The sequence below is a fragment of the Burkholderia sp. COPS genome, assembly GCF_019425585.1.
Lineage (GTDB): Bacteria > Pseudomonadota > Gammaproteobacteria > Burkholderiales > Burkholderiaceae > Burkholderia > Burkholderia cepacia.
Map to the genome: position 1 here is coordinate 175915 of NZ_WIXR01000013.1, position 22336 is coordinate 198250.

Consider the following 22336-nt stretch of genomic DNA (forward strand, 5'->3'; position numbering starts at 1 on the left):
CGCCATGACGCGTTCCTCATCGTTTCAGCGCCTCGGCGCATTCGCATGCGCGGCCGCGCTGCTCGCCGGCTGCGCGGGCGCACGCCATGATCCGCTGCCCGCCGTCGCGATGCCCGCGAACTGGGCGGCGCCGGTTTCCGCCGACGCACCGGCCACGACGCGCGACTGGTGGCGCAGCTTCGGCGATCCGCAACTCGACACGCTGATCGACGACGCGCTGCGCGCCAACAACGACCTCGCGATCGCGGCGATCCGCGTGTACCGCGCGCAACTGCAGGCCGGGCTCGCGAATACGAACCTGACGCCCAACGTGACGCTCGGCGCGAACGGCGCCGTATCGCGCACGCTCGATACGCACCAGATGAGCCGGTCGAGCAACGCGAACGCTTCGCTCAGCTATGAAATCGACCTGTGGGGCCGGCTGGCCGCGCTGCGCGACGCCGCGCGCTGGGAAGCCGACGCGACGGCCGCCGATCTCGAAGCCGCGCGGCTGTCGCTGATCGGCACGACCGCGTCGCTGTACTGGCGGATCGGCTTCCTGAACCGGCAGATCGCGCTCGGCGACGCGAACATCGCGTATGCGGTCCGCACGCTCGCGGTCGTCCGGTCACGACACACGGCCGGCGCCGTGTCGGGGCTCGACCTTGCGCAGGCCGAACAAAGCCTCGCCACGCAACGGGCCGCGCAGACACGCCTGATCCAGCAGCGTACCGAGAACCGTCACGCCCTCGCGATCCTGTTCGACCGGCCGCCACAACAGCACGCGGCCGAACCGCCGGCGCTGCCGGACGCGCCGCCGCCGGAAGTGGTGGCCGGCCTGCCGGCCAGCCTGCTCGGCCGGCGCCCCGACTTGCGCGCGGCGGAATTCAGGCTGCGCGAATCGCTCGCGCAGGTCGACGCGACACGTACCAGTTTCTACCCGACCTTCACGTTGACCGGCGCGGCCGGCACGTCGAGCACGAGCCTCGAGCGCGTGCTCGCGAATCCGGTCGGCACGCTCGGGCTCGGCCTCGCCCTGCCGTTCATCCAGTGGAACACGATGCAGCTGCAGATCAAGGTGTCGAAGACGCAGTACGAGGAGGCCGTCGTCGGGTTCCGGCAGAAGCTCTACACGGCACTCGCGGAAGTCGAGAACGCGCTGTCGGCGCGCGTCCAGCTCGAACGCGAGGCCGAACAGCGCGCGCTGTCGCTCGAACAGGCGCAGCGCGCCGAACGGCTCGCCGCCGCGCAGTTCGCAGCCGGCGCGACCGCCGTGCAACCATGGCTCGACCAGCAGCAGCGGCTGCGCGATGCGCAAAGCGCCGACGAACAGACGCGGCTGGACCGGCTCAACAACCAGATGACGCTGTACCGCGCGCTCGGCGGCGGGATGTCCTGACCGGCCCGCGCACCGGGCCGGCCGCCCCTGCCCCGCCGGCCATGCGCGGCGTCATTCGCACACGGCCGCCCCGCGCCGCGCCGGCGCGAACGCCACCGCGCTCGCCGTCGCGAGCACGGCCACGCCGGCCGCGCCGTACACCATCACCCAGCCGAACCCGTGCACGAGCGCCGCGTGCAACGCCGCGCCGGTCGGGTCGGCCTGTGCGAGCGCCGGTGCGATCTCGTGCAGCCCGTCGGTTCGCCCGGAAGCAATCTCCTGCGCGAGCCGGCGCAGCGCCCCGTCGCCGATCGTGCCCGCGACACCGCCCTTCAGGCTCGCGACGATCCCCGCGACCAGCACGAAGCCCATGGCCGCGATATTCAGTGCGAGCGAGATCATCCGCGCGCTCATGTCGATGCCCGACGCCATCCCCGCCCGCGCGCTCGGCACCGCACCCGTCGTCGTATTGGTCACCGGCGTGTTCGTGAGCCCGAGCCCGATGCCGGCGATCACGCAGCCGGGCAGCATCGTCACCCAGCTTGCGTGGTCGGCCGCGCTGCCGATCCGCATCAGCACAAAACCGGCGGCAATCGTGAACAAGCCGCCTGGGATCACGACGCCCGGCCCGTAGCGCAGCGCGAGCCGTTCGCCGAACGGCGGCGCGACCAGCGTCGGCAGCGTGTACGCGAGCAACGCGAGGCCGGCCGTCACGCTGTCGTAGCCGAGCGCGACCTGGAACCAGATCGGCAGGTAGATCATGAACGGCCAGAAGCTGAAGTTCATCCCCATCGAGCCGAAGATCGCGCCGGTGAACGCGCGAATCCGGAACACCGAGAAGTCGAACATCGGCCGCGCGCTCGCGCGTTCCGCGAGGAAGAAGCCGGCCACCGCCAGCACGGTCGCGCCGAGCACGCCGAGGCCGGCGGCACTCGTCAGCCCGAGTTCCGCACTTTGCGTGATGTAGAAGGCCAGGCCGAGCACCGCGAGCGACAGCGTGACGATGCCCGCCACGTCGAGGCTGCCCGCATGCGGATCGCGCGACTCCTGCACCGCGCCGCCGATCAGCGCGAGCGCGACGGCCGCGAGCGGTGCATGAACGAGGAACACCCACGGCCAGTTCGCCAGCGCGACGATCGCGCCGCCGACGATCGGCCCGAAACCGAGCCCGATGCCGAACACGATCCCCCAGATCCCGAATGCGCGGCCGCGCTCGCGCCCCTCGCGGAACTGGTGGGACAGCACCGCAATCTGGCAGATCAGCATCGCACCGCCGCTGGCGCCCTGCAGCAGCCGGCCCGCGACGAGCACCGGCACGTTCGGCGCGAGCCCGCACAGCAGCGACGTCGCGCCGAACAGCAGGGTGCCAATCACGTACACGCGCTTGCGGCCGAACCGGTCGGCGAGCGTGCCGGCCGCCATCAGCACGGTCGTACACGCGATCGTGTACGCGTTCATGATCCACTGCATGCCGTTGAAATCGCCATGCAGCACGTGTTCGAGCGTCGGCAGGATCACCGGCACGCTCGAGATTTCGAGGCCGAACATCAGCGACGTGAGACAGACGGCCGCGAGCGCGACCGCATTCCTGCGGGAGTCGGATAGCGTCATGCGTATTGCGCGGCGGCCCGGCAACGGGCCGCGCGTGCCTCCAGATGAAAAGGATGGGTCGCGCGCGACCGGCAACGCACGCTGAACCGGAATCGGTACTATAGTGAGAATTTCCATCCCCATTGACGCAGGCATTTCTCCAGACTGGGGAACTACAGGACTCAATCACCCCTCCCTCCGATGACCGACAGACTCGACGGCGTGACGACCTTCGTCCAGGTAGTGGAATCGGGCAGCTTCGCGCTCGCGGCGGAGCGGCTCGACATGACGCGTTCGGCCGTCGGCAAGGCGGTCGCGCGGCTCGAGAAGCGGCTCGGTGCGCGGCTGCTGCAGCGCACGACGCGCAGCCAGAGCCTGACCGACGACGGCCAGGCGTACTACGACCGCTGCGTGCGCGCGCTGGCGGAACTGGAAGCGGCGGAGGCCGACCTCGACTGCGGCCGTAACGAGCCGCGCGGCAAGCTGCGCCTGAGCGTGCCGCTCGCGTTCGGGCACCACTGCGTGACGCCCGTCGTGCTCGATCTCGCACGCACCTACCCGGATCTGCGGATCGACGTGTCGATCACCGACCGTTTCGTCGATCTCGTCGAGGAAGGCATCGACCTCGCGGTGCGGATCGGCACGCTCGCGGACAGCACGAGCCTCGCGGTGCGGCGGCTCGGCACGCAATACGGGAGCCTCGGCGCGGCGCCGTCGTATCTCGCGCGACACGGGATGCCGAAGACGCTCGACGACCTGAAGCATCACCGGACGATCGCGTATTCCCGCTCGGGGGTCGTTCAACCGTGGGACTTGCGCGCGCCGGACGGCACGACGGTCCGTATCGACATGCCGCACCAGCTCAGTTTCGACGACGTGCAGGCGATCGCGGCGGCCGGCGCATCGGGGTTCGGGATCGCCTGGCTGCCGAGCTGGCTGCTCGATCACTACGTGAAGCGCGGCGAGATGACGGTCGTGCTCGACCGCTGCTTCGTCTGCGAAGGCGACATCCACGCGATCTGGCCGAAGACGCGCTACCTGCCGCGCAAGACGCGCTGCGTGATCGACGCGTTCGCGCAGGCGATTCCGCCGATGATCGAGCGGTGAGATGCAACGCCCGCCGCGCGGCAGCGTGTGCCCGCGCGGCGCGCCGGCTACGCGCTCACGCCGCGCCGAGATCGGCGAGCGGGTGCGCGAACAGCTTCCACGGCGACGTGAGGAAATGCCGCACGCGTTCGGCGCGCAGCTCGACGAGCGACGCGGGCGCCCAGCGCGGCTTGCGATCCTTGTCGACGAGATGCGCGCGCACGCCTTCGCAGAAGTCGCCTTCCTCGATCGCGCGCGCGACGATGCCGAGCTCCATCCGGAACGATTCGGCGAGCGTCATCTGGCGGCCGCGCAGCAGCGCCTCGCGCGTCACGTACAGCATCGTCGGCGAATGGCCCGTGAGCGCATCGAGCGTCGCCTGCAGCCATTGACGGTGCTCGCGCGACAGTTCCTCGCGCGCGAGATCCTGCGTCAGCGTCGCGACGATCCGCTCGACGGTCGAGCGCTTGTCGAAGTGACGCACGATCCACGGCATCTGCCCGTCGAGCGCCGCATGCGGCACGACGTTGCACGGCGGCTCGAACACCTTGCGCAGCAGCGGCAGCGCATCGCCTTCCCACTTGACGCTTTCGATGCGCGTCTCGAACGTGTCGAGCCACGCGGACGGCACGCACAGATCCGCGAGCTTCGCGGTCAGCGCGTCGGCACCCGACAGCATCGCGCCGGTCAGCCCGACGTACAGCTCGAGTTCGACCGGCATGCGCGACAGGAAATGCGTCGCGCCGACATCGGGCACGAGGCCGATGCGCGTTTCCGGCATCGCGATCTTGCTGCGCTCGGTCGCGACGCGCAACCCGGCGCCCTGCGCAAGGCCCATCCCGCCGCCCATCGTCACGCCGTCCATCAGCGCGACCACCGGCTTCGGGAACGTATGGATCGCGTAATCGAGCCGGTATTCGTCGACGAAGAACGGCAGCCAGGTCTCGCGCTGCGCGACCATCCTGTATAGCGCGCGCACGTCGCCGCCCGCGCAGAAGCCCTTCTCGCCCGCTCCGCGCAACACGACCGCGACGATCTGGTCGTCATGGCGGCAGCGTTCGAGCAGCGCGGCCAGCTCGCCGATCATCGCGTACGACAGCGCGTTCAACGCGGCCGGCCGGTTCAGCGTGATCAGCGCCACGCGATTCACCACGCGGAACAGCACCTCGGGGGCATGCTCCGCGAACGCGTCGTGATTCGTGACCGGCGTGCTCATCGTTGCCCCTCCCCGTCGATGTGCCACTGCGGCGCGCGCTTGCCGAGGAACGCGGCCACGCCTTCGCGCGGATCGCTGGTATCGAACAGGTCGACGAAGCGTTCGCGCTCGACCGCAAGCGCCGCACCGCGCGGCACGCCGCGGCGCGCGAGACCGATCAGCTCCTTGCTGTACGCGACCGCGTGCGGGCTCTGCCGCGCGACGTTGCGCGCCAGCGCCAGCGCCGCGTCGCGCGACGCGCCCGACTCCACGACATCCTCGACGAGGCCGATGCGCAGCGCGGTGGCCGCGTCGACACGCGCGCCGGTCAGGATGATCTTCTTCGCCCAGCCTTCACCGACGAGCCAGGGCAGCGTCTGCGTGCCGAGCCCGCACGGCAGCAGGCCGACCGACGGCTCGGGCAGCGCCATCTGCGCATGGGTCTCGGCGATCCGCAGGTCGCACGCAAGCGCGCATTCGAGGCCGCCGCCCATCGCGTAGCCGTTGATCGCCGCGATCGTCACGACACGCGCGTCGTGCAGCGCCTCGAACGCCGCGCCGAAACGCGACGCCATCGCGCGCGCGACCGCGCGGTCGCCTTCGGCGAAGGTGTTGAGGTCGGCACCCGCGCTGAAGAATTTCGGGCCGTCGCCCGTGATCACCAGCGCGCGCACGCGCGGGTTCGCATTCAGTTCGGCGACGGTGTCCTGCAGTTGCCGCAGCCCGTCGGCGGTAAAGGCGTTCGCAGGCGGACGCTTGAGCGTCGCGCACGCGATCGCGCCGTCGTCGACGTAGTCCAGTTCGATCATGACGCGTCCTTCTTGCTGGCCGGTTGGTACAGGCGGATCACCGCCGAGAAATCGAGCTGGCCGTCGCCACGGCTGCTCATCGTCTGGTACAGCTGCTGCGCGAGCGCGCCGAGATAGACGGGTTGGCGCGCCTGCTTCGCGGCATCGTTCGCGAGGCCGAGATCCTTCAGCATCAGGTCGGTGCCGAAGCCGCCCGAGTAGCCGCGCGACGACGGCGCGGTCTCGATCACGCCCGGATACGGGTTGTAGGTGTCCGAGCTCCAGCAGCGGCCCGTCGACGTGTTGACGATGCCCGCCAGCACCTTCGGGTCGATGCCGAGCGCGACGCCGAGCGACATCGCCTCGGACACCGCCGCCATCGAGATGCCGAGCACGAGGTTGTTGCAGACCTTCGCGACCTGCCCCATCCCCGTCGCACCGCAATGGACGATGTTCTTGCCCATGCCCGCGAGCACGGGCTTCACGCGCTCGAAATCCGCGTCGCTGCCGCCGACCATGAAGGTCAGCGTGCCCGCCGCCGCGCCGCCGGTGCCGCCCGACACGGGCGCATCGACGAACGCGCCGCCGTGCTCGCGCACGAGCGCGCCGAACGCCTGTGCGCTCGCCGGGTCGATCGTGCTCGAATCGATCACGGTCGCGCCCGCGCCGAGGCCGGCGAGCACGCCATTCTCGCCGGACAGCACCGAGCGCACGTGCGGCGCGGCCGGCAGCATCGTGATGACGAACGTCGCGCCCGAGGCGGCATCGCGCGGCGACGCGGCCACCTGTGCGCCGGCATCCTGCAGTGCGCGCAAGGCGTCAGCGCTCAGGTCGAACGCGTGCACTTCGTGGCCGGCTTTCAGCAGGTTCAGCGCCATCGGCGCGCCCATGTGGCCGAGGCCGATAAAACCGATTTTCATGTTGTCCTCCACGGCTCAGTGGAGCCGGATCGTCGTATTCACCGGGCCGGCCGTCGTGTCGTCGTCGAACCAGCGTGCGGTGACCGTCTTGGTCTGCGTGTAGAACTGCACGACCTGCTTGCCGTACGGGCCGAGATCGCCGAGCTTCGAGCCGCGCGAACCGGTGAAGCTGAAGAACGGCACGGGCACCGGGATCGGGATGTTGATGCCGACCTGGCCGATGTCGATCTCGCTCTGGAACTTGCGCGCGGCCGCGCCGCTTTGCGTGAACAGGCCCACGCCGTTGCCGAACGGGTTCGCGTTGACGAGCGCGATCGCGTCGTCGAGCGTGTCGGCTTCGAGCACGACGAGCACCGGGCCGAAGATTTCGTGCGTGTAGATCGACATGTCGGTCTTTACGCCCGAGAAGATCGTCGGGCCGATGAAGTTGCCGCTTTCATAGCCGGCCACCTTCACGTCGCGGCCGTCGAGTTCGAGCTTCGCGCCTTCGCTCACGCCCGCTTCGATCAGCGACAGGATGCGCGCCTTCGCGGCCTTCGACACGACCGGGCCGACGTCGGTGCCGGCTTCCGCACCCGCATTCACCTTCAACAGCTTCGCCTTCGCGACGAGATCGGGCAGCCAGTCGCGCGCTTCGCCAACCAGCACCGCGACCGACGTCGCCATGCAGCGCTGCCCCGCCGCGCCGAAGCCCGCGCCGACGAGCGCATTGATCGTCTGCTCGCGGTTCGCATCGGGCAGCACGACCGCATGGTTCTTCGCGCCCATCATCGACTGCACGCGCTTGCCGTGCGCGCTGCCGAGGTTGTACACGTGCGTGCCGACGGCGGTCGAGCCGACGAACGAGATCGCCTTCACGAGCGGATGCGTGCAGATCGCGTCGACGACTTCCTTGCCGCCGTGCACGACGTTCAGTACCCCTTTCGGTACGCCGGCCTCGATCGCGAGCTCGACGAGCTCCATCGTCGACATCGGATCCTGCTCGGACGGCTTCAGCACGAACGTGTTGCCGCAGACGATCGCCATCGGGAACATCCACAGCGGAATCATCGCGGGGAAGTTGAACGGCGTGATGCCCGCGCACACGCCGAGCGGCTGGCGCAGCGTGTAGGTATCGACGCCGCCCGCGACGTTCTCCGCGAATTCGCCGAGCTGCAGCGAGCCGATCGAGCACGCGTGCTCGACCACTTCGAGGCCGCGGAAGATGTCGCCTTCGGCATCGGGGATCGTCTTGCCCTGCTCGGCCGTCAGCGTCTTCGCGATGCGCTGCTGGTTCGTGCGCACCAGATCCTGGAACTTCAGCATGATGCGCATGCGCGCGGCGATCGGCGTGTTCTTCCACGTCGCATACGCGGCGTGCGCGGCCTGCACGGCCGCGTCGACTTCCTCGACGGTCGCGAACGGCACGCGCGCGAGCACCTGCTGCGTCGCCGGGTTGACGATGTCGCGCCACTCTTTCGTGGCGGACTCGACGAAAGCGCCGTCGATCAGCAGCTTGACCGTCGGCACGTCTTGCCCCGTCCGGGGCGTCGGATTCGCGTTCATCGATCCCTTCTCCTTGCAGAGGGCCGCGAAGCGCGATATCGCCGCGCGGCCGGTTCAGTTCGGCTGCGGGCGGCGGCCGCGGAATGCGGCGCGCGGCCCGCGGTCACGTCATTTCAGTTCGGCAGCAAAATCTTCTTCCCAGTATTCGCCGGGCATGCGCGCGGTCGCGTCGTCGCCGCGCTCGATCTCGCGGCGGCGCAGCTCGACGCGGCGGATCTTCCCCGAGATCGTCTTCGGCAGCTCCGCGAATTGCAGGCGGCGGATGCGCTTGTACGGCGCGAGCTTCTCGCGCGAGAAACGGAAGATCTCCAGCGCGAGCGCGGGGCTTTCCTCGTAACCCTGCCGCAGCGTGATGAAGGTCTTCGGCACCGACAGCCGCACGGGGTCGGGGCTCGGCACGACGGCCGCCTCGGCGATCGCCGGATGCTCGATCAGCACGCTTTCCAGTTCGAACGGGCTCAGCCGGTAGTCGGACGACTTGAACACGTCGTCCGCGCGGCCGATGTAGACGTAATAACCGTCGTCGCCGCGCATCGCGATGTCCGACGTGCGGTAGTGGCCGTCGCGCATCGCGTAGGCGGTTGCATCGGGGTTGTTCGCATAGCCTTTCATCAGGCCCACCGGGCGCGTGACGTCGGCGCCGATCGGCAGCGCAACCTCGCCTTCTGTCACGGGCGCGCCGTCCGGGTCGAGCAGCGTAATGCGGTAGCCGGGCAGCGGCCGGCCCATCGAGCCCGCGACCACCGGCTGGCCCGGCGAGTTGCCGATCAGGCAGGTCGTTTCGGTCTGGCCGTAGCCGTCGCGAATCGCGATGCCCCACGCCTTCTTCACGCGCTCGATGATCTCGGGATTCAGCGGCTCGCCCGCGCCGACGATCTCGCGCAGCTTCACGTCGAACGACGCGAGCGGCTGCTGCACGAGCATGCGCCACACGGTCGGCGGCGCGCACAGCGTCGTCACCTGGTATTTGACGAGCGCATCGAGCACCACCTTCGGCTCGAAGCGCGCGTAGTTGAATGCGAACACGCAGGCCTGCGCGTTCCACGGCGCGAAGAAGCAGCTCCATGCGTGTTTCGCCCAGCCCGGCGAGCTGATGTTCCAGTGGATGTCGCCCGGCTGCAGGCCGACCCAGTACATCGTCGACAGGTGCCCGACCGGATAGGTGCGATGCGTATGCTCGACGAGTTTCGGCTTCGACGTCGTGCCCGACGTGAAGTACAGCAGCATCGGATCGTTCGCGTGCGTGACGGCGTCCGGCTCGAATTCGGCGCTCGCCGCATAGCCGTCGTTCATCGCGAGCCAGCCCGCGCGCGGCGCGCCCGCGACGATCTTCTGCGCGAGGCCGAGGTCGGGCTGGTCGAATTTCGCGGTTTCGTTCTCGTCGACGATCGCGTATTTCGCGCCGCCGATCTGCACGCGGTCGCGCACGTCGTCGGGCGACAGTTGCGTGGTGGCGGGCAGGACGATCGCGCCCAGCTTCATCGCGGCGAGCATCGCGTCCCACAGCTCGACACGGTTCGGCAGCATCAGCAGGATGCGGTCGCCGCGCACGACGCCGATCGAGCGCAGCCAGTTCGCGATCCGCGACGAACGCTCGGACATCTGCGCGAACGAATACGGATCGCCCGTGCCGGTGGCCGCGTCGACGATCCACAGTGCGGGCTGGTCGTTGCCGCGCGCCATCGGGTCGAAGTAGTCGAGCGCCCAGTTGAACGCGTCGAGCACCGGCCATTCGAAATCGCGGTACGCGGTTTCGTAGTCGGTGCGATGGCGCAGCAGAAAGTCGCGTGCGTTCAGGAATGCCTGTACCGTCATCGTTTTGTCTCCTGTCGACGAGAGTTAGCGCTTCAGCGCTTACTCTCGTCCCATGCCTCGTGCGGTCGACGAGCGTCAGCGCTTCAGCGCTTGCTCTCGTCCCATGCCTTGCGCGGTCGACGAGCGTCAGCGCTTCAACGCTTCCTCTCGTCCCATGCCTCGCGGTGAACCGGCAGCATGACTGCAGCGCATGCCCGGTCTCCTCTGTCGCGGTGCACGGTCACGTCGTTGCGTGCCGCGTTCACCGCACTGCCCTCGTGCCCTGCGCGATGCTTCTTTTCGACCCGGATGTCGCGGCTCAAAGCTGCCGCGCGATCACCATCCGCTGCACTTCGCTGGTGCCTTCGTAAATCTGCGTGATGCGCGCGTCACGATAGTGGCGCTCGACTTCGTAATCGACCAGGTAGCCGTAGCCGCCGTGGATCTGGATCGCGTCCGAACACACGCGCTCGGCCATCTCCGACGCGAACAGCTTCGCCTGCGACGCTTCCGACAGGCACGGCAAGCCGGCCGTGCGCAGCTTCGCCGCGTGATGCACGAGCAGGCGCGCGGCGTTGATCTGCACGGCCATGTCGGCGAGCTTCTGCTGGATCGCCTGGTGCTCGGCGATTGGCTTGCCGAACTGCACGCGCTCGCCCGCATAGCGGCGCGCCTTGTCGAACGCGGCGCGCGCGATGCCGAGCGCCTGCGCGGCGATGCCGATGCGCCCGCCTTCGAGGTTCGACAACGCGATCTTCAGCCCTTCGCCGCGATTGCCGAGCAGGTTTTCTTCCGGAATCGCGCAGTTCTCGAACGTGATCGGGCACGTGTCCGACGCGCGGATGCCCATCTTCTTCTCGGGCTTGCCGACGATGAAGCCCGGCGTGTCGGTCGGCACCAGAAATGCGGAAATGCCGCGTTTGCCGGCTTCCGGGTCCGTCATGGCAAAAACGATCGCGACACCCGCGCGCTGGCCGTTGGTCACGAACTGCTTCGCGCCGTTCAGCACCCATTTGCCGTCGCGCAGTTCGGCCCGCGTGCGCAGGTTGTTCGCCTCGGAACCCGCATGCGGCTCGGTCAGGCAGAACGCGCCGATCACGCGGCCGGCCGCCATGTCGGCCAGCCAGCGATCCTTCTGCGCGGGCGTGCCGAAGCCGAGGATCGGCCCGCAGCCGACCGAGTTGTGCACGCTCATCATCGTCGCGCACGCGGCGTCGCCGGCGGCGACTTCTTCCATCGCCAGCGCGTAGGCCACGTAGTCCGTATACGAGCCGCCCAGCTCCTGCGGCACGATCATCCCGAGCAGGCCGAGTTCGCCGAGCTGCGCGACGATGGCGTCGGGCAGGTGTGCTTCGTGGTCCCACTGCGCCGCGTTCGGCGCCAGCATCTCGGTGGCAAAGGCGCGTGCGGCGTCGCGGATCATCCGCTGGTCTTCGGTGTAAAGCTCGTCCATGGTGCTGCTGTCTCCCGCGGCCGCCGGGCGCGACCGTCCTTGCGTTTCGATGCAACAAGTGTAGGCAAGCACGCGCGACTGTTCGATGCTCGCGCCGCTCATTTACACTGAGCGTTTTTGCCACACCGGCGGCACGGATGAAGCAGGAAGACAAGGGAACCGTCGCGATCAGCCTCGTCGCTTACAGCGTCGCGCTCGCGACCCGGCGCGGCGTCGCGGCCGAACCGCTGCTCGCGCAGGCCGGCATCGCCCCGGCGCTGCTCGGACAGCCGCGCGCACGCGTGTCCGCGCAACAATACGGCGCACTGTGGAACGCGATCGCGCGCACGCTCGACGACGAGTTTTTCGGGCAGGATCGCCACCCGATGCGCAGCGGCAGTTTCATCGCGATGAGCCAGGCGGCGCTGACCGCGCGCGACGGCCTGCACGCGATGGCACGCGCGGTGAATTTCATGCACTGCGTGCTCGACGACCTGCACGCCGAGCTCGACGCGAACCCGCAGCGCGTGCGGTTGCGCTTCGTGCACCGCAACAACGGTGCGACGCCGGCGATGTTCACGTATGCGACCTATTTCATCATCGTCTACGGGCTGACCTGCTGGCTGATCGGGCGGCGCATCCCGCTGCTGCATGCGAGCTTCCGCTGCGACACGCCGCCCGCCGACCATGAATACCCGTCGATGTTCTGCGACGACATGCGTTTCAACGAACCCGATTCGTATGTCGATTTCGATCCCGAATTCGCGACGCTGCCGGTCGTGCAGAACGCGAAGACGCTGAAGACGTTCCTGCGCAACGCGCCGGCGAGCTTCATCGTCAAGTACCGCAACCCGAACGCGCTCGCGCAGCGCGTGCGCGCGGTGCTGCGCGGGATGCCGCCCGCCGCGTGGCCGGGCGCGGGCGGGATGGCCGCGCGGCTGCACGTGGCCGAGGCCACGCTGCGCCGCAAGCTGCACCAGGAAGGCCACGCGTACCAGTCGATCAAGGACACGCTGCGGCGCGACCTCGCGTTCGAGGCGCTGGCCGATCCCGCGCGCACGATCGCCGACGTCGCGGCTGCAACCGGTTTCGCGGAACCGAGCGCGTTCTACCGCGCGTTCCGCAAATGGAGCGGGCGCAGCCCGGCCGACTATCGCGACGAAGTGCTTGCGCGCGGCGGCGGCGCGAGCTGAGGCCGGCACGGCACTCGCTTCGCGCTTTCCGCCGAAACCGCCTAATCTTTAAGCATCGGGCCCACGCCCTTTCCGCAAGCCGGATGGCGCACGGCCACGCGCCGCCCGGACGCCCCGATGCACTTTCACCGTCACGGGCCGTCGCCGGTGCCTGCCACGCCCGGCGGCCACCCTCGTCACCCGCTGTCCGCGCGGGTCGCGCGCGCCGCGCTGTTCGCGGCGCTGCTGGTCGTGTGTGCCGCGGTCGCCGCGCCGCCGTCCGCCGACACACCCGACACACCCGCCGCACCCGCCGCCGCCCGCCCGGTCATCGTGATCCCGATCAACGGCGCGATCGGGCCCGCCAGCGCCGATTTCATCGTGCGCTCGCTCGACCGTGCGGCACGCCAGCACGCGCCGCTCGCGATCCTGCAGCTCGACACGCCCGGCGGCCTCGACACGTCGATGCGGCAGATCATCAAGGCCATCCTCGGCTCGCCCGTGCCGGTCGCCGCGTTCGTCGCGCCGGGCGGCGCGCGGGCCGCCAGCGCGGGCACCTACATCGTCTATGCCAGCCACTTCGCGGCGATGGCGCCCGGCACCAATCTCGGCGCGGCGTCGCCGGTGCAGTTCGGCATCGGCGGCGCCGCGCCACCGGGTGCGAACCCCGCTGCACCACGCCCGCCGGCCGGAACCCCGGGTGCGTCAGGGGCATCCGGCGCATCCGAGGCCGCCACGCAGGCCGCATTGCCGACCGACACGCAATCGACCGAGATCCGCAAGGCGATGCAGGACGCGTCCGCCTACATCCGCGGCCTCGCGCAGCTGCGCGGGCGCAATGCCGAATGGGGCGAGCGTGCGGTGCGCGAAGCCGTCAGCCTGTCGGCCAGCGAGGCGCGCGCGCAGCACGTCGTCGACCTGATCGCACAAGATCCGGCCGACCTCGCGCGCCAGCTCGACGGTCATACCGCGACGACCACCGCCGGCACGGTGAAGCTCGCGACCACGCACGCGCCGCTCGTCATCGTCGAGCCCGACTGGCGCAGCCGCTTCCTCGCGATCATCGCCGATCCGAACGTCGCGCTGATCCTGCTGACGATCGGCATCTACGGCCTCTTCTTCGAGTTCGCGAACCCCGGCTTCGTGCTGCCGGGCGTCGCCGGCACGATCTGCCTGCTGGTCGGGCTGTTCGCGATGCAGTTGCTGCCGATCAGCTATGCGGGCCTCGGCCTCGTGCTGCTCGGCCTCGGCTGCCTGGTCGCCGAGGCGTTCCTGCCGACCTTCGGCGTGCTCGGTTTCGGCGGGATCGTGTCGTTCACGATCGGCGCGCTGATGCTGATCGACACCGACGTGCCCGGCTACGGGATTCCATGGCCCGTGATCGCGAGCCTGGCGCTCGGCGGCGGGCTGCTCGTCGCGGGCGTGTCGAGCGTCGCGCTGCGCGCGCGGCGGCGCCCGGTCGTGACGGGTGCCGAGGCGATGGTCGGCAGCATCGGCGAAGTGCTCGACGACGGCCTGCGCGCCGACCAGCCGCACGAGACAGCCGGCACGGCTACATCGGCCGCGGGCTGGGCTCGCGTGCATGGCGAGCGCTGGCGGGTGGCCAGCAGCGCGCCGCTTGCCGCGGGCTGCCGCGTGCGCGTCACCGGCCGCCAGGGGCTGCTGCTCACCGTCGCGCCGCTGTACGACGTGCCGGCGCAGGAACAACAACACCAAGGTGAACCAACATGATCGGCTACACATTCGGCTTCAGCAGCGTCCTGATCGTCTTCGCCGTGGTGCTCGTCGCGTCGTCGATCCGCATCTTCCGCGAGTACGAGCGCGGCGTGGTGTTCATGCTCGGCCGCTTCTGGAAGGTGAAGGGGCCGGGGCTCGTGCTGATCATCCCGATCGTTCAGCAGGTCGTGCGGATCGACCTGCGCACCGTCGTGTTCGACGTGCCCGCGCAGGACGTGATCACGCGCGACAACGTGTCGGTGAAGGTCAATGCGGTCGTGTATTTCCGCGTCGTCGATCCGGAGAAGGCCGTGATCCAGGTCGCGCGCTTCTTCGACGCGACGAGCCAGCTCTCGCAGACGACGCTGCGTTCGGTGCTCGGCAAGCACGAGCTCGATGCGCTGCTGGCCGAGCGCGAGCAGCTGAACGCCGACATCCAGAAGACGCTCGACGCGCAGACCGATGCGTGGGGGATCAAGGTGTCGACCGTCGAGATCAAGCATGTCGACCTGAACGAGACGATGATCCGCGCGATTGCGCGACAGGCCGAGGCCGAACGCGAGCGGCGCGCGAAGGTGATTCATGCGGAAGGCGAACTGCAGGCGTCGGAGAAACTGCTGCAGGCCGCGCAGCGGCTCGCGCTGCAGCCGCAGGCGATGCAGCTGCGCTACCTGCAGACACTGACGACGATCGCGGCGGACAAGAACTCGACGATCGTGTTTCCGCTGCCGATCGATCTGCTGGGGGCGTTGCTGGAGCGGTTGGGAGGAAAGCGGGAGGAATGAGGCAGACATTCGGATCCTCACCGGATTCGCCGGACGAGAGGCAGCAGGCATCGATACCGACCGGCGCCCCCATCTGCCGAATGGTATGGAAGGTGGCCGCTTACGGTCCGATGGCGTATACAACGAGATCCTCATGCATGGCAGTACGGATCGACGATGGGCAAGACTCGGACAAGGAAGACGGCACCGGCGACGCCAACCAGGGCCTATGGCAAGGTGGCCCTCAGTGCCGAGGAAACGCTTCATCGGCTGTGGCAACGCGGCCTGCGCATCGACGATCGCCCGGCGAACTTGCGCATGCTCCGGTCGATCGGCCATTTCCGGTTGCTGGTCTACATGCGGCGGTTCCAGAACCCCACGACCAGGCGATTCTGGCCTCGAACCCGATTCTCCGACATCGTTGAACTCTACGCATTCGATCGACGTCTGCGCTCGATCACGATGGACGCGGTCGAGCGCATTGAGGTTGCACTGCGCGCCGCACTCAGCGATCCCCTCGCAATCGACTACGGCAGCCACTGGTACGTCGAGAGGGACCGTTTCGTCGACCTGCGCCACTACGCGCGCGTTCTGGATCAGATCGCCCGGGAGTGTGAAACCCGGAAGGGCTCGGCACTGACTCACTACTATCGGACCTATGCCAGCCCCGACCTGCCGCCGATCTGGCTGGTCTGCGAGCGGCTGAGCCTGGGCGCATTGTCCCGAATTTTCAGCGCGCTCTCGATGCGCGACCGCAAGGTCGCCGGACGCCATGCGTGGCCGGACATCCCTGATACGGTGCTCACCAGCTGGCTGCAATCGCTCACCGACCTGCGCAATGCGTGTGCGCACCACGCCCGGCTTTGGGGAATGAAGCTGACGGTATCGCCTCCCGCCAAGCCGGCCGGGCGAACGCTCGCCCGGTATGCTCCGGAAATGACCCGGCCGGAGACGTTCTACGCCCGCGCAACGATGATGAAGGCCCTGCTCGACCCACTCGGTCATGGGAGCGAATGGCGCGAAGCCTTGCGAGCGACGTTGACGGGGTGTGAGCACGTGGACGCGGCGGCCCATCTCGGCTTCACGACCGATTGGCATTCGACGCCGGCGTGGCGGTGAGTTCAGGGCGGATACAACCGAACACGCGGCAGGATGCCCGTCATGCATCCGTTTTCGACACGATGCATTTTGACATTCGTTCGATACTTCGCTAGGATTGCCGATGAAAACGCTGGGGACGCCTCTCGACGATGCGCAACACTTCAGACGGCAAAAGGACGCGCAAGCGTCCTTTTTTATTGCCCGCCTCCTCCGTTGCGAGCTCGATCCGCTTCCCTCCCCGGATTCGGTACCACTCCCGCACCTGATCGATCGTCCTGCGCTTCTCCTTCATTTTCGTGTTTCCGCTGCCGATCGATCTGCTGGGGGCGTTGCTGGATCGGCCGGGTATGCCGCGCGAGCGCTGAGACGAACGAGTTCCGGCTCGCGCGACGCGCCGCCGTCGATCCCGCCGGATGCCGGACGCCGGGCCGCCACGGCCCGGCATCAAGCACCCGTCAGGCCAGCAGCTTACGCTCGGTCTTGCCGTACTTGATCGACTTCTCGTCGGGAATCATCAGGCCCGTGTGCTCGTCGCGGCCCTGCAGCAGGAAACGCGCATCCGGCTGGCCGATCTGCCCGGCCGCGAGCTTGCTGTCCGCGCCGATCTCGCCCTTCTTCATCCGGTTGACGATCACGCCGGCAGCGGTGTCCTTGAAGTCGCGCAGCATCCACGCGTCGCCGTCGCTGTCGCCGAACACCAGCAGCGGGCCGTAGCCCTTCTTCGATTCGAGCACGTTGCGGATGCCCACCGTCTTGCCGGGCCCCCAGTTGAAATGCCAGCCGGCCGGATAGGTGCTCGTGTACTTGCCGTCCTGCATGTCGAGGCGCAGGCCGATCACGTTTTCAGGCGGCACGCCGTAGCCATAGTTCGGATTGCCGGCGAACACGCGCACCACATCGTCGAGCGACGCGGTGCTCACGTACACGTCGATGCCGTTCGCGCGCAGCGTGTGCATCACCGCGCGGATTTCCTCATGGATGCGAATGCCGTGGAAATGCGTATCGGCGACGACGCCGGCCTTGCCCGGCAGCGTCTTCGGGCTTTCGTAGCGTACCTTGCGCAGCGCGTCGCCGATCCCGTAGTTGTCCGACGCTTCCGCCATCGCCTGCAGCTCGGCGGTCGTCATGTTCTTGTAGAAATAGATGATCCACTTGTAGCCGACTTCGAGCGGGTGCGTGTCGCAGATCGCGTCGTACATGAAGTACAGCTTCGCGCGGAAATCCTTGAACTGGTCGGTCTCGTGAATCTCGTCGAGGCTCTTGCTGCCGCCGAAACCCTTGTAGTTCGCGTAGAGCCAGCGGTAGTCGGATTCGACGTCGGCGGCGAGATCCTCCATCGTCACCGGCTTGCCGTCGACGGTCGTGTAGTCCTTCATGAACGCGCCCTTCGGCACGTCCTTCCACATCACGCCGACGAATTCGTCCGGTGTCAGCTTGTATTGCAGATGGTTGATCTGGTACATCAGCAACGCCTCTTCGCAGTCGTTCATGATGCACGTGTTGTCCCAGTCGAACACCGCGTACGGGCGGCGCTTTTCGTCGTAGCGCGCGCTCGCGACGCCATGCTGGTCGAGCACCGCCTGCAGGCGCGCGGCGTTGAACGGCGACCAGCGGCCCGGGTCCAGCGCGTCCGGCGCGGTGGCGCTCTTTGCGTCGGCGGTGCCGGCCTTGAGCATCAGCGACGTCGCAGCGGTCGCCGCGGCAAGGGTGTTCATGAACTGGCGGCGTTGCATGGTCTCTCTCCGTGGAAATGTCGAATCGGTTCCGGTCACTGCCCCGTGCGGCGCACTGGCGGGTCATCGCCACCGCGAAGCCGGGACTGCCTCGAATCGGGGGACGAATGATGTGACGAAATTATTTCGGCAATTTGACAGCGTCACGCCGCGACACGACGGCGAGTTGATCCGGCGCGACATGCCGGGCATCACGAAGCGATCGAACACGGCCGTCCGGGCCGGCGACGCAGCCGCTCGCGACATCGTCCGGAAACCTAGAGGCTCCCCTCCATTTCCCCCTGCCATTAGGACAAATCCTCACGTCCCGGCACGTGGAACCGTCTATGATCGTTACATTGATCAATGACACATTAAATGCTGACTGAATAACCCGCGACGGCGACGCCAGCGGACGGATTCCGGATCAGCGCCCCCTTGGAGACGCATCATGGCCGACCACTCGCTGCCGGAAGTCCACCTCGACGAGCTGCCGCAATTCCGCGCGGTCCAGCAGCTTGCCTACCGCTGTGTCGAGACCGTCGGCGCGATGCTCTACCCCGGCATCACCGAAAAGGAAGCCGCGCGCCTGCTGACCGAATGGCTGCAGGACAACGGCGTACACGACTGGCTGCACAAGCCGTTCGCGTGGTTCGGCGACCGCACCGCGTTCGAAGGCTTCTCGGGCCTCAAGCACATGGGCGGCTTCAATCTCGCGTTCTTCCCGAGCAACCGCCAGCTCGAAACCGACATGCCGGTGATCCTCGACGTCGCGCCGGTGCTCGACGGCATCGTGGCCGACGTCGGCTACGCGCACTGCCTCGGCCAGAACCCGATCCTAGAGCAGCTGAAGGATGACCTGATGGACCATCGCGACCTGATCGTGCGGCTCGTGAAGGCGCGCCGGCCGATGGCCGAGGTCGCGCAGGAAGTCGACGCGCTGTGCCGCCGCCAGGGTGTCGAGCCGCGCCACAAGGCCTATCCGTTCAAGGTGCTCGCGCATCGCGTCGCGAAGATCCACAAGCTGTCGAAGCCGCGCTTCGTCGCGCGCTTCGGGCTGAACGCGACGCGCAACCTGCTCCTCGACCAGGGCCGCGCGGCGAAACGGCAAGGCTGGTCGCCGCTGTGGTCGATCGACCGCCGCTCCGAGCATGCGCCCGTGCCGGGCCTGTGGGCCGTCGAGCCGCATCTCGGCTTCGCCGGTGTCGGCGCGAAATTCGAGGAGCTGCTCGTGATCACCGAAGACGACGCGTACTGGCTCGACGAAGACCTGCCGCACGTGCGCCGCTGGCAGCGCCGCCAGGCCGAGCGTGCGCAGGCCGTCGCGACCGTCCCGGCCGCCGCCTGACGCATCCTCGCCTTCCCCCCGACTCCCTGAACGACGGACTCACGATGCAGCCTCTTTCCAACGAAGCGCCGCTGGCCCTGTTCGAATCGGTTCATGGCGAAACGGCGGTCGCCTCCGGCGACCTGACGCTCGCGGTCAGGACCTGGGGCGACGCGGCCCGCTCGCCGGTCGTGCTCGTGCACGGTTATCCCGACGACAGCAGCGTCTGGCAGCACGTCGCGCCGCTGCTCGCGCGCAAGCACTACGTGATCGCATACGACGTGCGCGGCGCGGGCCTGTCCGGCGCGCCGAAGCGCACGGCCGACTACCACCTCGCGAAGCTGACCGACGATTTCGTCGCGGTGATCGACGCGCTCTGCCCCGGCCGCGCCGTGCATCTGGTCGCGCACGACTGGGGTTCGATCCAGGGCTGGGAATTCGTCACCGATCCGCGCCTTTCCGGCCGCATCGCGTCTTACACGTCGTGCTCGGGGCCGTGCCTCGACCATGTCGGCTTCTGGCTGCGCGAACGCGTGCTGCACCCGACGCCCGCGTCGCTCGCCAGGCTCGGCGGCCAGCTCGTGCGCTCGTGGTACGTGTACCTGTTCCACCTGCCGTTCATCCCCGAGCTCGGCTGGCGGCTGTGGCTCGGCCGCGCGTGGCCGCGCCTGCTGCGCCGGCTCGAGAAAACGCCCGTCGCGCCGCGTCCGACGCAAGCCGACGACGGCGCGCGCGGCGTGCGCCTCTATCGCGCGAACTTCATCCGCTGCCTGTTCGCGCCGCGCGAACGCCATGCGCATGCACCGGTGCAGACGATCGTGCCGCTCGGCGACAAGTACGTGAGCCCCGCGCTGTCCGAGAACCTGTCGCGCTGGGTGCCGCAGTACTACCGCCGTGAGGTCGCGGCCGGCCACTGGCTGCCGCTCGCCGATCCGGCGCGCTTCGCGGATCTGGCCGGGCAACTGATCGACGCGGTCGAATCGGGCAACGAGCCGCCCGCGCTCGCGAACGCGCGCCGCCGCGCAACGAGCGGCCGCTTCAGCGGCAAGGTCGCGGTCGTCACCGGCGCGGGCAGCGGCATCGGCCGCTGCGCGGCGCTCGCGTTCGCGCGCGAAGGCGCGACGATCGTCGCTTGCGACATCGATCCCGCAAGCGCCGAACGCACCGCGCTGCTGATCGGGCTGACCGGCGCGCAGGCCCACGCGAAGCGCGTCGACGTCGGGTCCGCCGACGAAATGGAAGCGCTGGCGACGTGGGTCGGCAGCGAACTCGGCGGCGCGGACGTGGTGATCAACAACGCCGGCATCGGCATGGCCGGCGGCATCCTCGACACGAGCACGCGGCACTGGGAGCGCATCCTGCACGTGAACCTGTGGGGCGTGATCCACGGCTCGCGGCTGTTCGCGCAGCAGATGGCCGCGCGCGGCACCGGCGGGCACATCGTCAACACCGCGTCGGCCGCCGCGTTCGGGCCGTCGCGCGACCTGCCCGCGTATGCGACGACGAAAGCCGCCGTGCTGATGCTCAGCGAATGCATGCGCGCGGAGCTCGCGGAAAAAGGCATCGGCGTGACGGCCGTGTGCCCCGGCTTCGCGGAGACCGGAATCATGGCGTCGACGCAATACGCGGGCGCCAATGCCCAGGACGAAGCGCGGCTGCGCAAGCGCGCGACGAAGCTGTACCAGATGCGCGGCCTGAAACCCGAAACCGTCGCGCAGGCGATGGTCGACGGCGTGCTGCGCAACCGCCCCGTCGTCGCCGTCGGCGGCGAGGCGCACGCGATGCGCTTCGTCGGCCGCTTCATGCCGTGGCTCGGCCGGATGATCGCCCGCGTCAGCATGGCATCGCATTGACGGCGCACGCCGCCGCACAGGGAGACAAAGATGACCGATACCGCCGACTATCACAAGATCAAGGCCCGGCACGTGAAGTTCGACTTCAGCGACACACCGGTCACCTGGGTGCCGAACGACCCGGGCAGCACGCACATCATCAACACGCTGAACCTGCTGTTCCCGGAAGGCGAGCTGTGGTTCTGCCGCGTGTACAACAAGGCCTTGCCGCTGATCACCGACGCGCGCCTGCGCGACGAGGCCGAAGGCTTCCTGCGGCAGGAGGCCGTGCACTCGCGTTCGCACGGCGGCGTGCTGAAGCATTACTACGACCGGCACGGGATCGACACGAAGCCGTTCACGCAAAAGCTCAACCGGCTGTTCACGCGCGTGCTCGGCGAACAACCGCTCGGGCTGAAGATCGGCCACACGCGTTTCTGGCTGCGGCAGCAGCTCGCGGTGATCGCGTCGCTCGAGCATTTCTTCGGTTATCTCGGCAACTGGGTGCTCAACGCGCACGGGCTCGACGAGGGGAAAGCCGATCCGACGATGGTCGACCTGCTGCGCTGGCACGGCGCGGAGGAGGTCGAGCACCGCACGGTCGCGTTCGACATCTACCGGCACATGGGCGGCACCTATCCGGAGCGCTGCGTGCACATGGCGTTCGTGATCCTGCTGCTGCTCTACTACATCACGACGGGCGCGAAGTTCATGTACCGGCGCGACCCGGACGCCGGCCGCTACCCGGGTTTCGTGCTCGCGTGGTGGCAAGGCTCGCGGCGCGGGCACCTGCCGTCGTTCTGGAAGGTGATCGGCGCGGCGCTGCGCTATTTCAAGCCCGGCTATACGCCGCATCACGAAGGCTCGACCGAACAGGCGCTCGCGTACCTCGCCCGCTCGCCGGCCGCACAGGCGGCCGCGCACGGCGGCAACTGGGGCACGGCGAAGGGCGCCTGACCGGGTTTCTTGCCGGCTCCACGAGCGGCGCCCGCCGAAATGCGTACA

General features: G+C 68.5%; 18 protein-coding genes. 9 read left to right on the top strand and 9 right to left on the bottom strand.

Annotated elements, in window-relative coordinates:
- Positions 1 to 4 precede the first annotated feature (4 nt).
- The gene (locus FOZ70_RS11505; RefSeq protein ID WP_219705911.1) at positions 5 to 1378 is read left to right on the top strand and encodes an efflux transporter outer membrane subunit; all 1374 of its coding nucleotides are present in this window, start codon (positions 5 to 7) and stop codon (positions 1376 to 1378) included.
- Between the two features lie 51 nt (positions 1379 to 1429).
- Here the strand turns inward: FOZ70_RS11505 and FOZ70_RS11510 are convergent, their stop codons facing one another.
- Complete coding sequence (locus FOZ70_RS11510; RefSeq protein WP_048024739.1) at positions 1430 to 2968, bottom strand: MFS transporter; 1539 nt, start codon at positions 2966 to 2968, stop codon at positions 1430 to 1432.
- 180 nt (positions 2969 to 3148) lie between these two features.
- Here FOZ70_RS11510 and FOZ70_RS11515 point away from each other — a divergent pair, with 180 nt between their 5' ends.
- On the top strand, positions 3149 to 4054 hold the full coding sequence (locus tag FOZ70_RS11515) for a LysR family transcriptional regulator (protein WP_059485170.1): 906 nt from the start codon (positions 3149 to 3151) through the stop codon (positions 4052 to 4054).
- A 55-nt stretch (positions 4055 to 4109) separates the two neighbouring features.
- On the opposite strand, the gene FOZ70_RS11520 is transcribed toward FOZ70_RS11515, so the two are convergent.
- From FOZ70_RS11520 to FOZ70_RS11545, 6 genes are all read right to left on the bottom strand, one after another.
- The gene (locus FOZ70_RS11520; protein WP_219705912.1) at positions 4110 to 5249 is read right to left on the bottom strand and encodes an enoyl-CoA hydratase/isomerase family protein; all 1140 of its coding nucleotides are present in this window, start codon (positions 5247 to 5249) and stop codon (positions 4110 to 4112) included.
- The gene (locus FOZ70_RS11525; RefSeq protein WP_059492046.1) at positions 5246 to 6037 is read right to left on the bottom strand and encodes an enoyl-CoA hydratase; all 792 of its coding nucleotides are present in this window, start codon (positions 6035 to 6037) and stop codon (positions 5246 to 5248) included. Before FOZ70_RS11525 ends, FOZ70_RS11520 begins: the two co-directional genes overlap by 4 nt.
- On the bottom strand, positions 6034 to 6936 hold the full coding sequence (gene mmsB, locus FOZ70_RS11530) for a 3-hydroxyisobutyrate dehydrogenase (RefSeq protein WP_027789614.1): 903 nt from the start codon (positions 6934 to 6936) through the stop codon (positions 6034 to 6036). Before mmsB ends, FOZ70_RS11525 begins: the two co-directional genes overlap by 4 nt.
- 15 nt (positions 6937 to 6951) lie before the next feature.
- A complete protein-coding gene (locus tag FOZ70_RS11535) occupies positions 6952 to 8481 on the bottom strand; it encodes a CoA-acylating methylmalonate-semialdehyde dehydrogenase (protein ID WP_059485176.1) in 1530 nt (509 codons plus the stop codon).
- A 108-nt stretch (positions 8482 to 8589) separates the two neighbouring features.
- The gene (locus FOZ70_RS11540; protein WP_021161956.1) at positions 8590 to 10296 is read right to left on the bottom strand and encodes an AMP-binding protein; all 1707 of its coding nucleotides are present in this window, start codon (positions 10294 to 10296) and stop codon (positions 8590 to 8592) included.
- Between the two features lie 298 nt (positions 10297 to 10594).
- Entirely contained in the window at positions 10595 to 11728 is a 1134-nt protein-coding gene (locus FOZ70_RS11545; protein WP_219705913.1) for an acyl-CoA dehydrogenase family protein, read from the bottom strand.
- A 137-nt stretch (positions 11729 to 11865) separates the two neighbouring features.
- Between FOZ70_RS11545 and FOZ70_RS11550 the strand changes: the two genes are divergently transcribed.
- The 4 genes from FOZ70_RS11550 (at position 11866) to FOZ70_RS11565 (ending at position 16478) form a co-directional block, all read left to right on the top strand.
- A complete protein-coding gene (locus FOZ70_RS11550) occupies positions 11866 to 12900 on the top strand; it encodes an AraC family transcriptional regulator (protein WP_059588755.1) in 1035 nt (344 codons plus the stop codon).
- 117 nt (positions 12901 to 13017) lie between these two features.
- Positions 13018 to 14610, top strand: a complete 1593-nt coding sequence (locus tag FOZ70_RS11555) for a nodulation protein NfeD (protein ID WP_219705914.1) — start codon at positions 13018 to 13020, stop codon at positions 14608 to 14610.
- On the top strand, positions 14607 to 15380 hold the full coding sequence (locus tag FOZ70_RS11560) for a slipin family protein (RefSeq protein WP_059588752.1): 774 nt from the start codon (positions 14607 to 14609) through the stop codon (positions 15378 to 15380). Before FOZ70_RS11555 ends, FOZ70_RS11560 begins: the two co-directional genes overlap by 4 nt.
- A 156-nt stretch (positions 15381 to 15536) precedes the next feature.
- Entirely contained in the window at positions 15537 to 16478 is a 942-nt protein-coding gene (locus tag FOZ70_RS11565; RefSeq protein WP_219705915.1) for an Abi family protein, read from the top strand.
- 91 nt (positions 16479 to 16569) lie between these two features.
- Here the strand turns inward: FOZ70_RS11565 and FOZ70_RS11570 are convergent, their stop codons facing one another.
- Complete coding sequence (locus FOZ70_RS11570; RefSeq protein ID WP_059485181.1) at positions 16570 to 16752, bottom strand: hypothetical protein; 183 nt, start codon at positions 16750 to 16752, stop codon at positions 16570 to 16572.
- A gap of 163 nt (positions 16753 to 16915) precedes the next feature.
- Entirely contained in the window at positions 16916 to 18193 is a 1278-nt protein-coding gene (locus tag FOZ70_RS11575) for a haloacid dehalogenase-like hydrolase (protein WP_059649442.1), read from the bottom strand.
- 430 nt (positions 18194 to 18623) lie between these two features.
- On the opposite strand from FOZ70_RS11575, the gene FOZ70_RS11580 reads away from it, so the two are divergent.
- Genes FOZ70_RS11580 through FOZ70_RS11590 form a run of 3 tightly spaced genes read left to right on the top strand, consistent with a single transcriptional unit; the run spans position 18624 to position 22288 of the window.
- Positions 18624 to 19520, top strand: coding sequence for a M24 family metallopeptidase (locus FOZ70_RS11580; RefSeq protein WP_219705916.1), 897 nt, complete (start codon positions 18624 to 18626; stop codon positions 19518 to 19520).
- A gap of 44 nt (positions 19521 to 19564) precedes the next feature.
- A complete protein-coding gene (locus tag FOZ70_RS11585) occupies positions 19565 to 21352 on the top strand; it encodes an SDR family oxidoreductase (RefSeq protein ID WP_059649441.1) in 1788 nt (595 codons plus the stop codon).
- Positions 21353 to 21382: 30 nt separating this feature from the next.
- Positions 21383 to 22288 carry a metal-dependent hydrolase gene (locus FOZ70_RS11590; RefSeq protein ID WP_021163287.1) on the top strand — a complete coding sequence of 302 codons (906 nt, stop codon included), beginning with the start codon at positions 21383 to 21385 and terminating at the stop codon, positions 22286 to 22288.
- Positions 22289 to 22336: the final 48 nt, after the last annotated feature.

Excerpts from the sequence above, each read along its gene's own strand:
- FOZ70_RS11505 (WP_219705911.1), top strand. The coding sequence starts at position 5 with ATGACGCGTTCCTCATCGTTTCAGCGCCTCGGCGCATTCGCATGCGCG.
- FOZ70_RS11510 (WP_048024739.1), bottom strand. The coding sequence starts at position 2,968 with ATGACGCTATCCGACTCCCGCAGGAATGCGGTCGCGCTCGCGGCCGTC.
- FOZ70_RS11515 (WP_059485170.1), top strand. The coding sequence starts at position 3,149 with ATGACCGACAGACTCGACGGCGTGACGACCTTCGTCCAGGTAGTGGAA.
- FOZ70_RS11520 (WP_219705912.1), bottom strand. The coding sequence starts at position 5,249 with ATGAGCACGCCGGTCACGAATCACGACGCGTTCGCGGAGCATGCCCCC.
- FOZ70_RS11525 (WP_059492046.1), bottom strand. The coding sequence starts at position 6,037 with ATGATCGAACTGGACTACGTCGACGACGGCGCGATCGCGTGCGCGACG.
- mmsB (WP_027789614.1), bottom strand. The coding sequence starts at position 6,936 with ATGAAAATCGGTTTTATCGGCCTCGGCCACATGGGCGCGCCGATGGCG.
- FOZ70_RS11535 (WP_059485176.1), bottom strand. The coding sequence starts at position 8,481 with ATGAACGCGAATCCGACGCCCCGGACGGGGCAAGACGTGCCGACGGTC.
- FOZ70_RS11540 (WP_021161956.1), bottom strand. The coding sequence starts at position 10,296 with ATGACGGTACAGGCATTCCTGAACGCACGCGACTTTCTGCTGCGCCAT.
- FOZ70_RS11545 (WP_219705913.1), bottom strand. The coding sequence starts at position 11,728 with ATGGACGAGCTTTACACCGAAGACCAGCGGATGATCCGCGACGCCGCA.
- FOZ70_RS11550 (WP_059588755.1), top strand. The coding sequence starts at position 11,866 with ATGAAGCAGGAAGACAAGGGAACCGTCGCGATCAGCCTCGTCGCTTAC.
- FOZ70_RS11555 (WP_219705914.1), top strand. The coding sequence starts at position 13,018 with ATGCACTTTCACCGTCACGGGCCGTCGCCGGTGCCTGCCACGCCCGGC.
- FOZ70_RS11560 (WP_059588752.1), top strand. The coding sequence starts at position 14,607 with ATGATCGGCTACACATTCGGCTTCAGCAGCGTCCTGATCGTCTTCGCC.
- FOZ70_RS11565 (WP_219705915.1), top strand. The coding sequence starts at position 15,537 with ATGGGCAAGACTCGGACAAGGAAGACGGCACCGGCGACGCCAACCAGG.
- FOZ70_RS11570 (WP_059485181.1), bottom strand. The coding sequence starts at position 16,752 with ATGAAGGAGAAGCGCAGGACGATCGATCAGGTGCGGGAGTGGTACCGA.
- FOZ70_RS11575 (WP_059649442.1), bottom strand. The coding sequence starts at position 18,193 with ATGCAACGCCGCCAGTTCATGAACACCCTTGCCGCGGCGACCGCTGCG.
- FOZ70_RS11580 (WP_219705916.1), top strand. The coding sequence starts at position 18,624 with ATGGCCGACCACTCGCTGCCGGAAGTCCACCTCGACGAGCTGCCGCAA.
- FOZ70_RS11585 (WP_059649441.1), top strand. The coding sequence starts at position 19,565 with ATGCAGCCTCTTTCCAACGAAGCGCCGCTGGCCCTGTTCGAATCGGTT.
- FOZ70_RS11590 (WP_021163287.1), top strand. The coding sequence starts at position 21,383 with ATGACCGATACCGCCGACTATCACAAGATCAAGGCCCGGCACGTGAAG.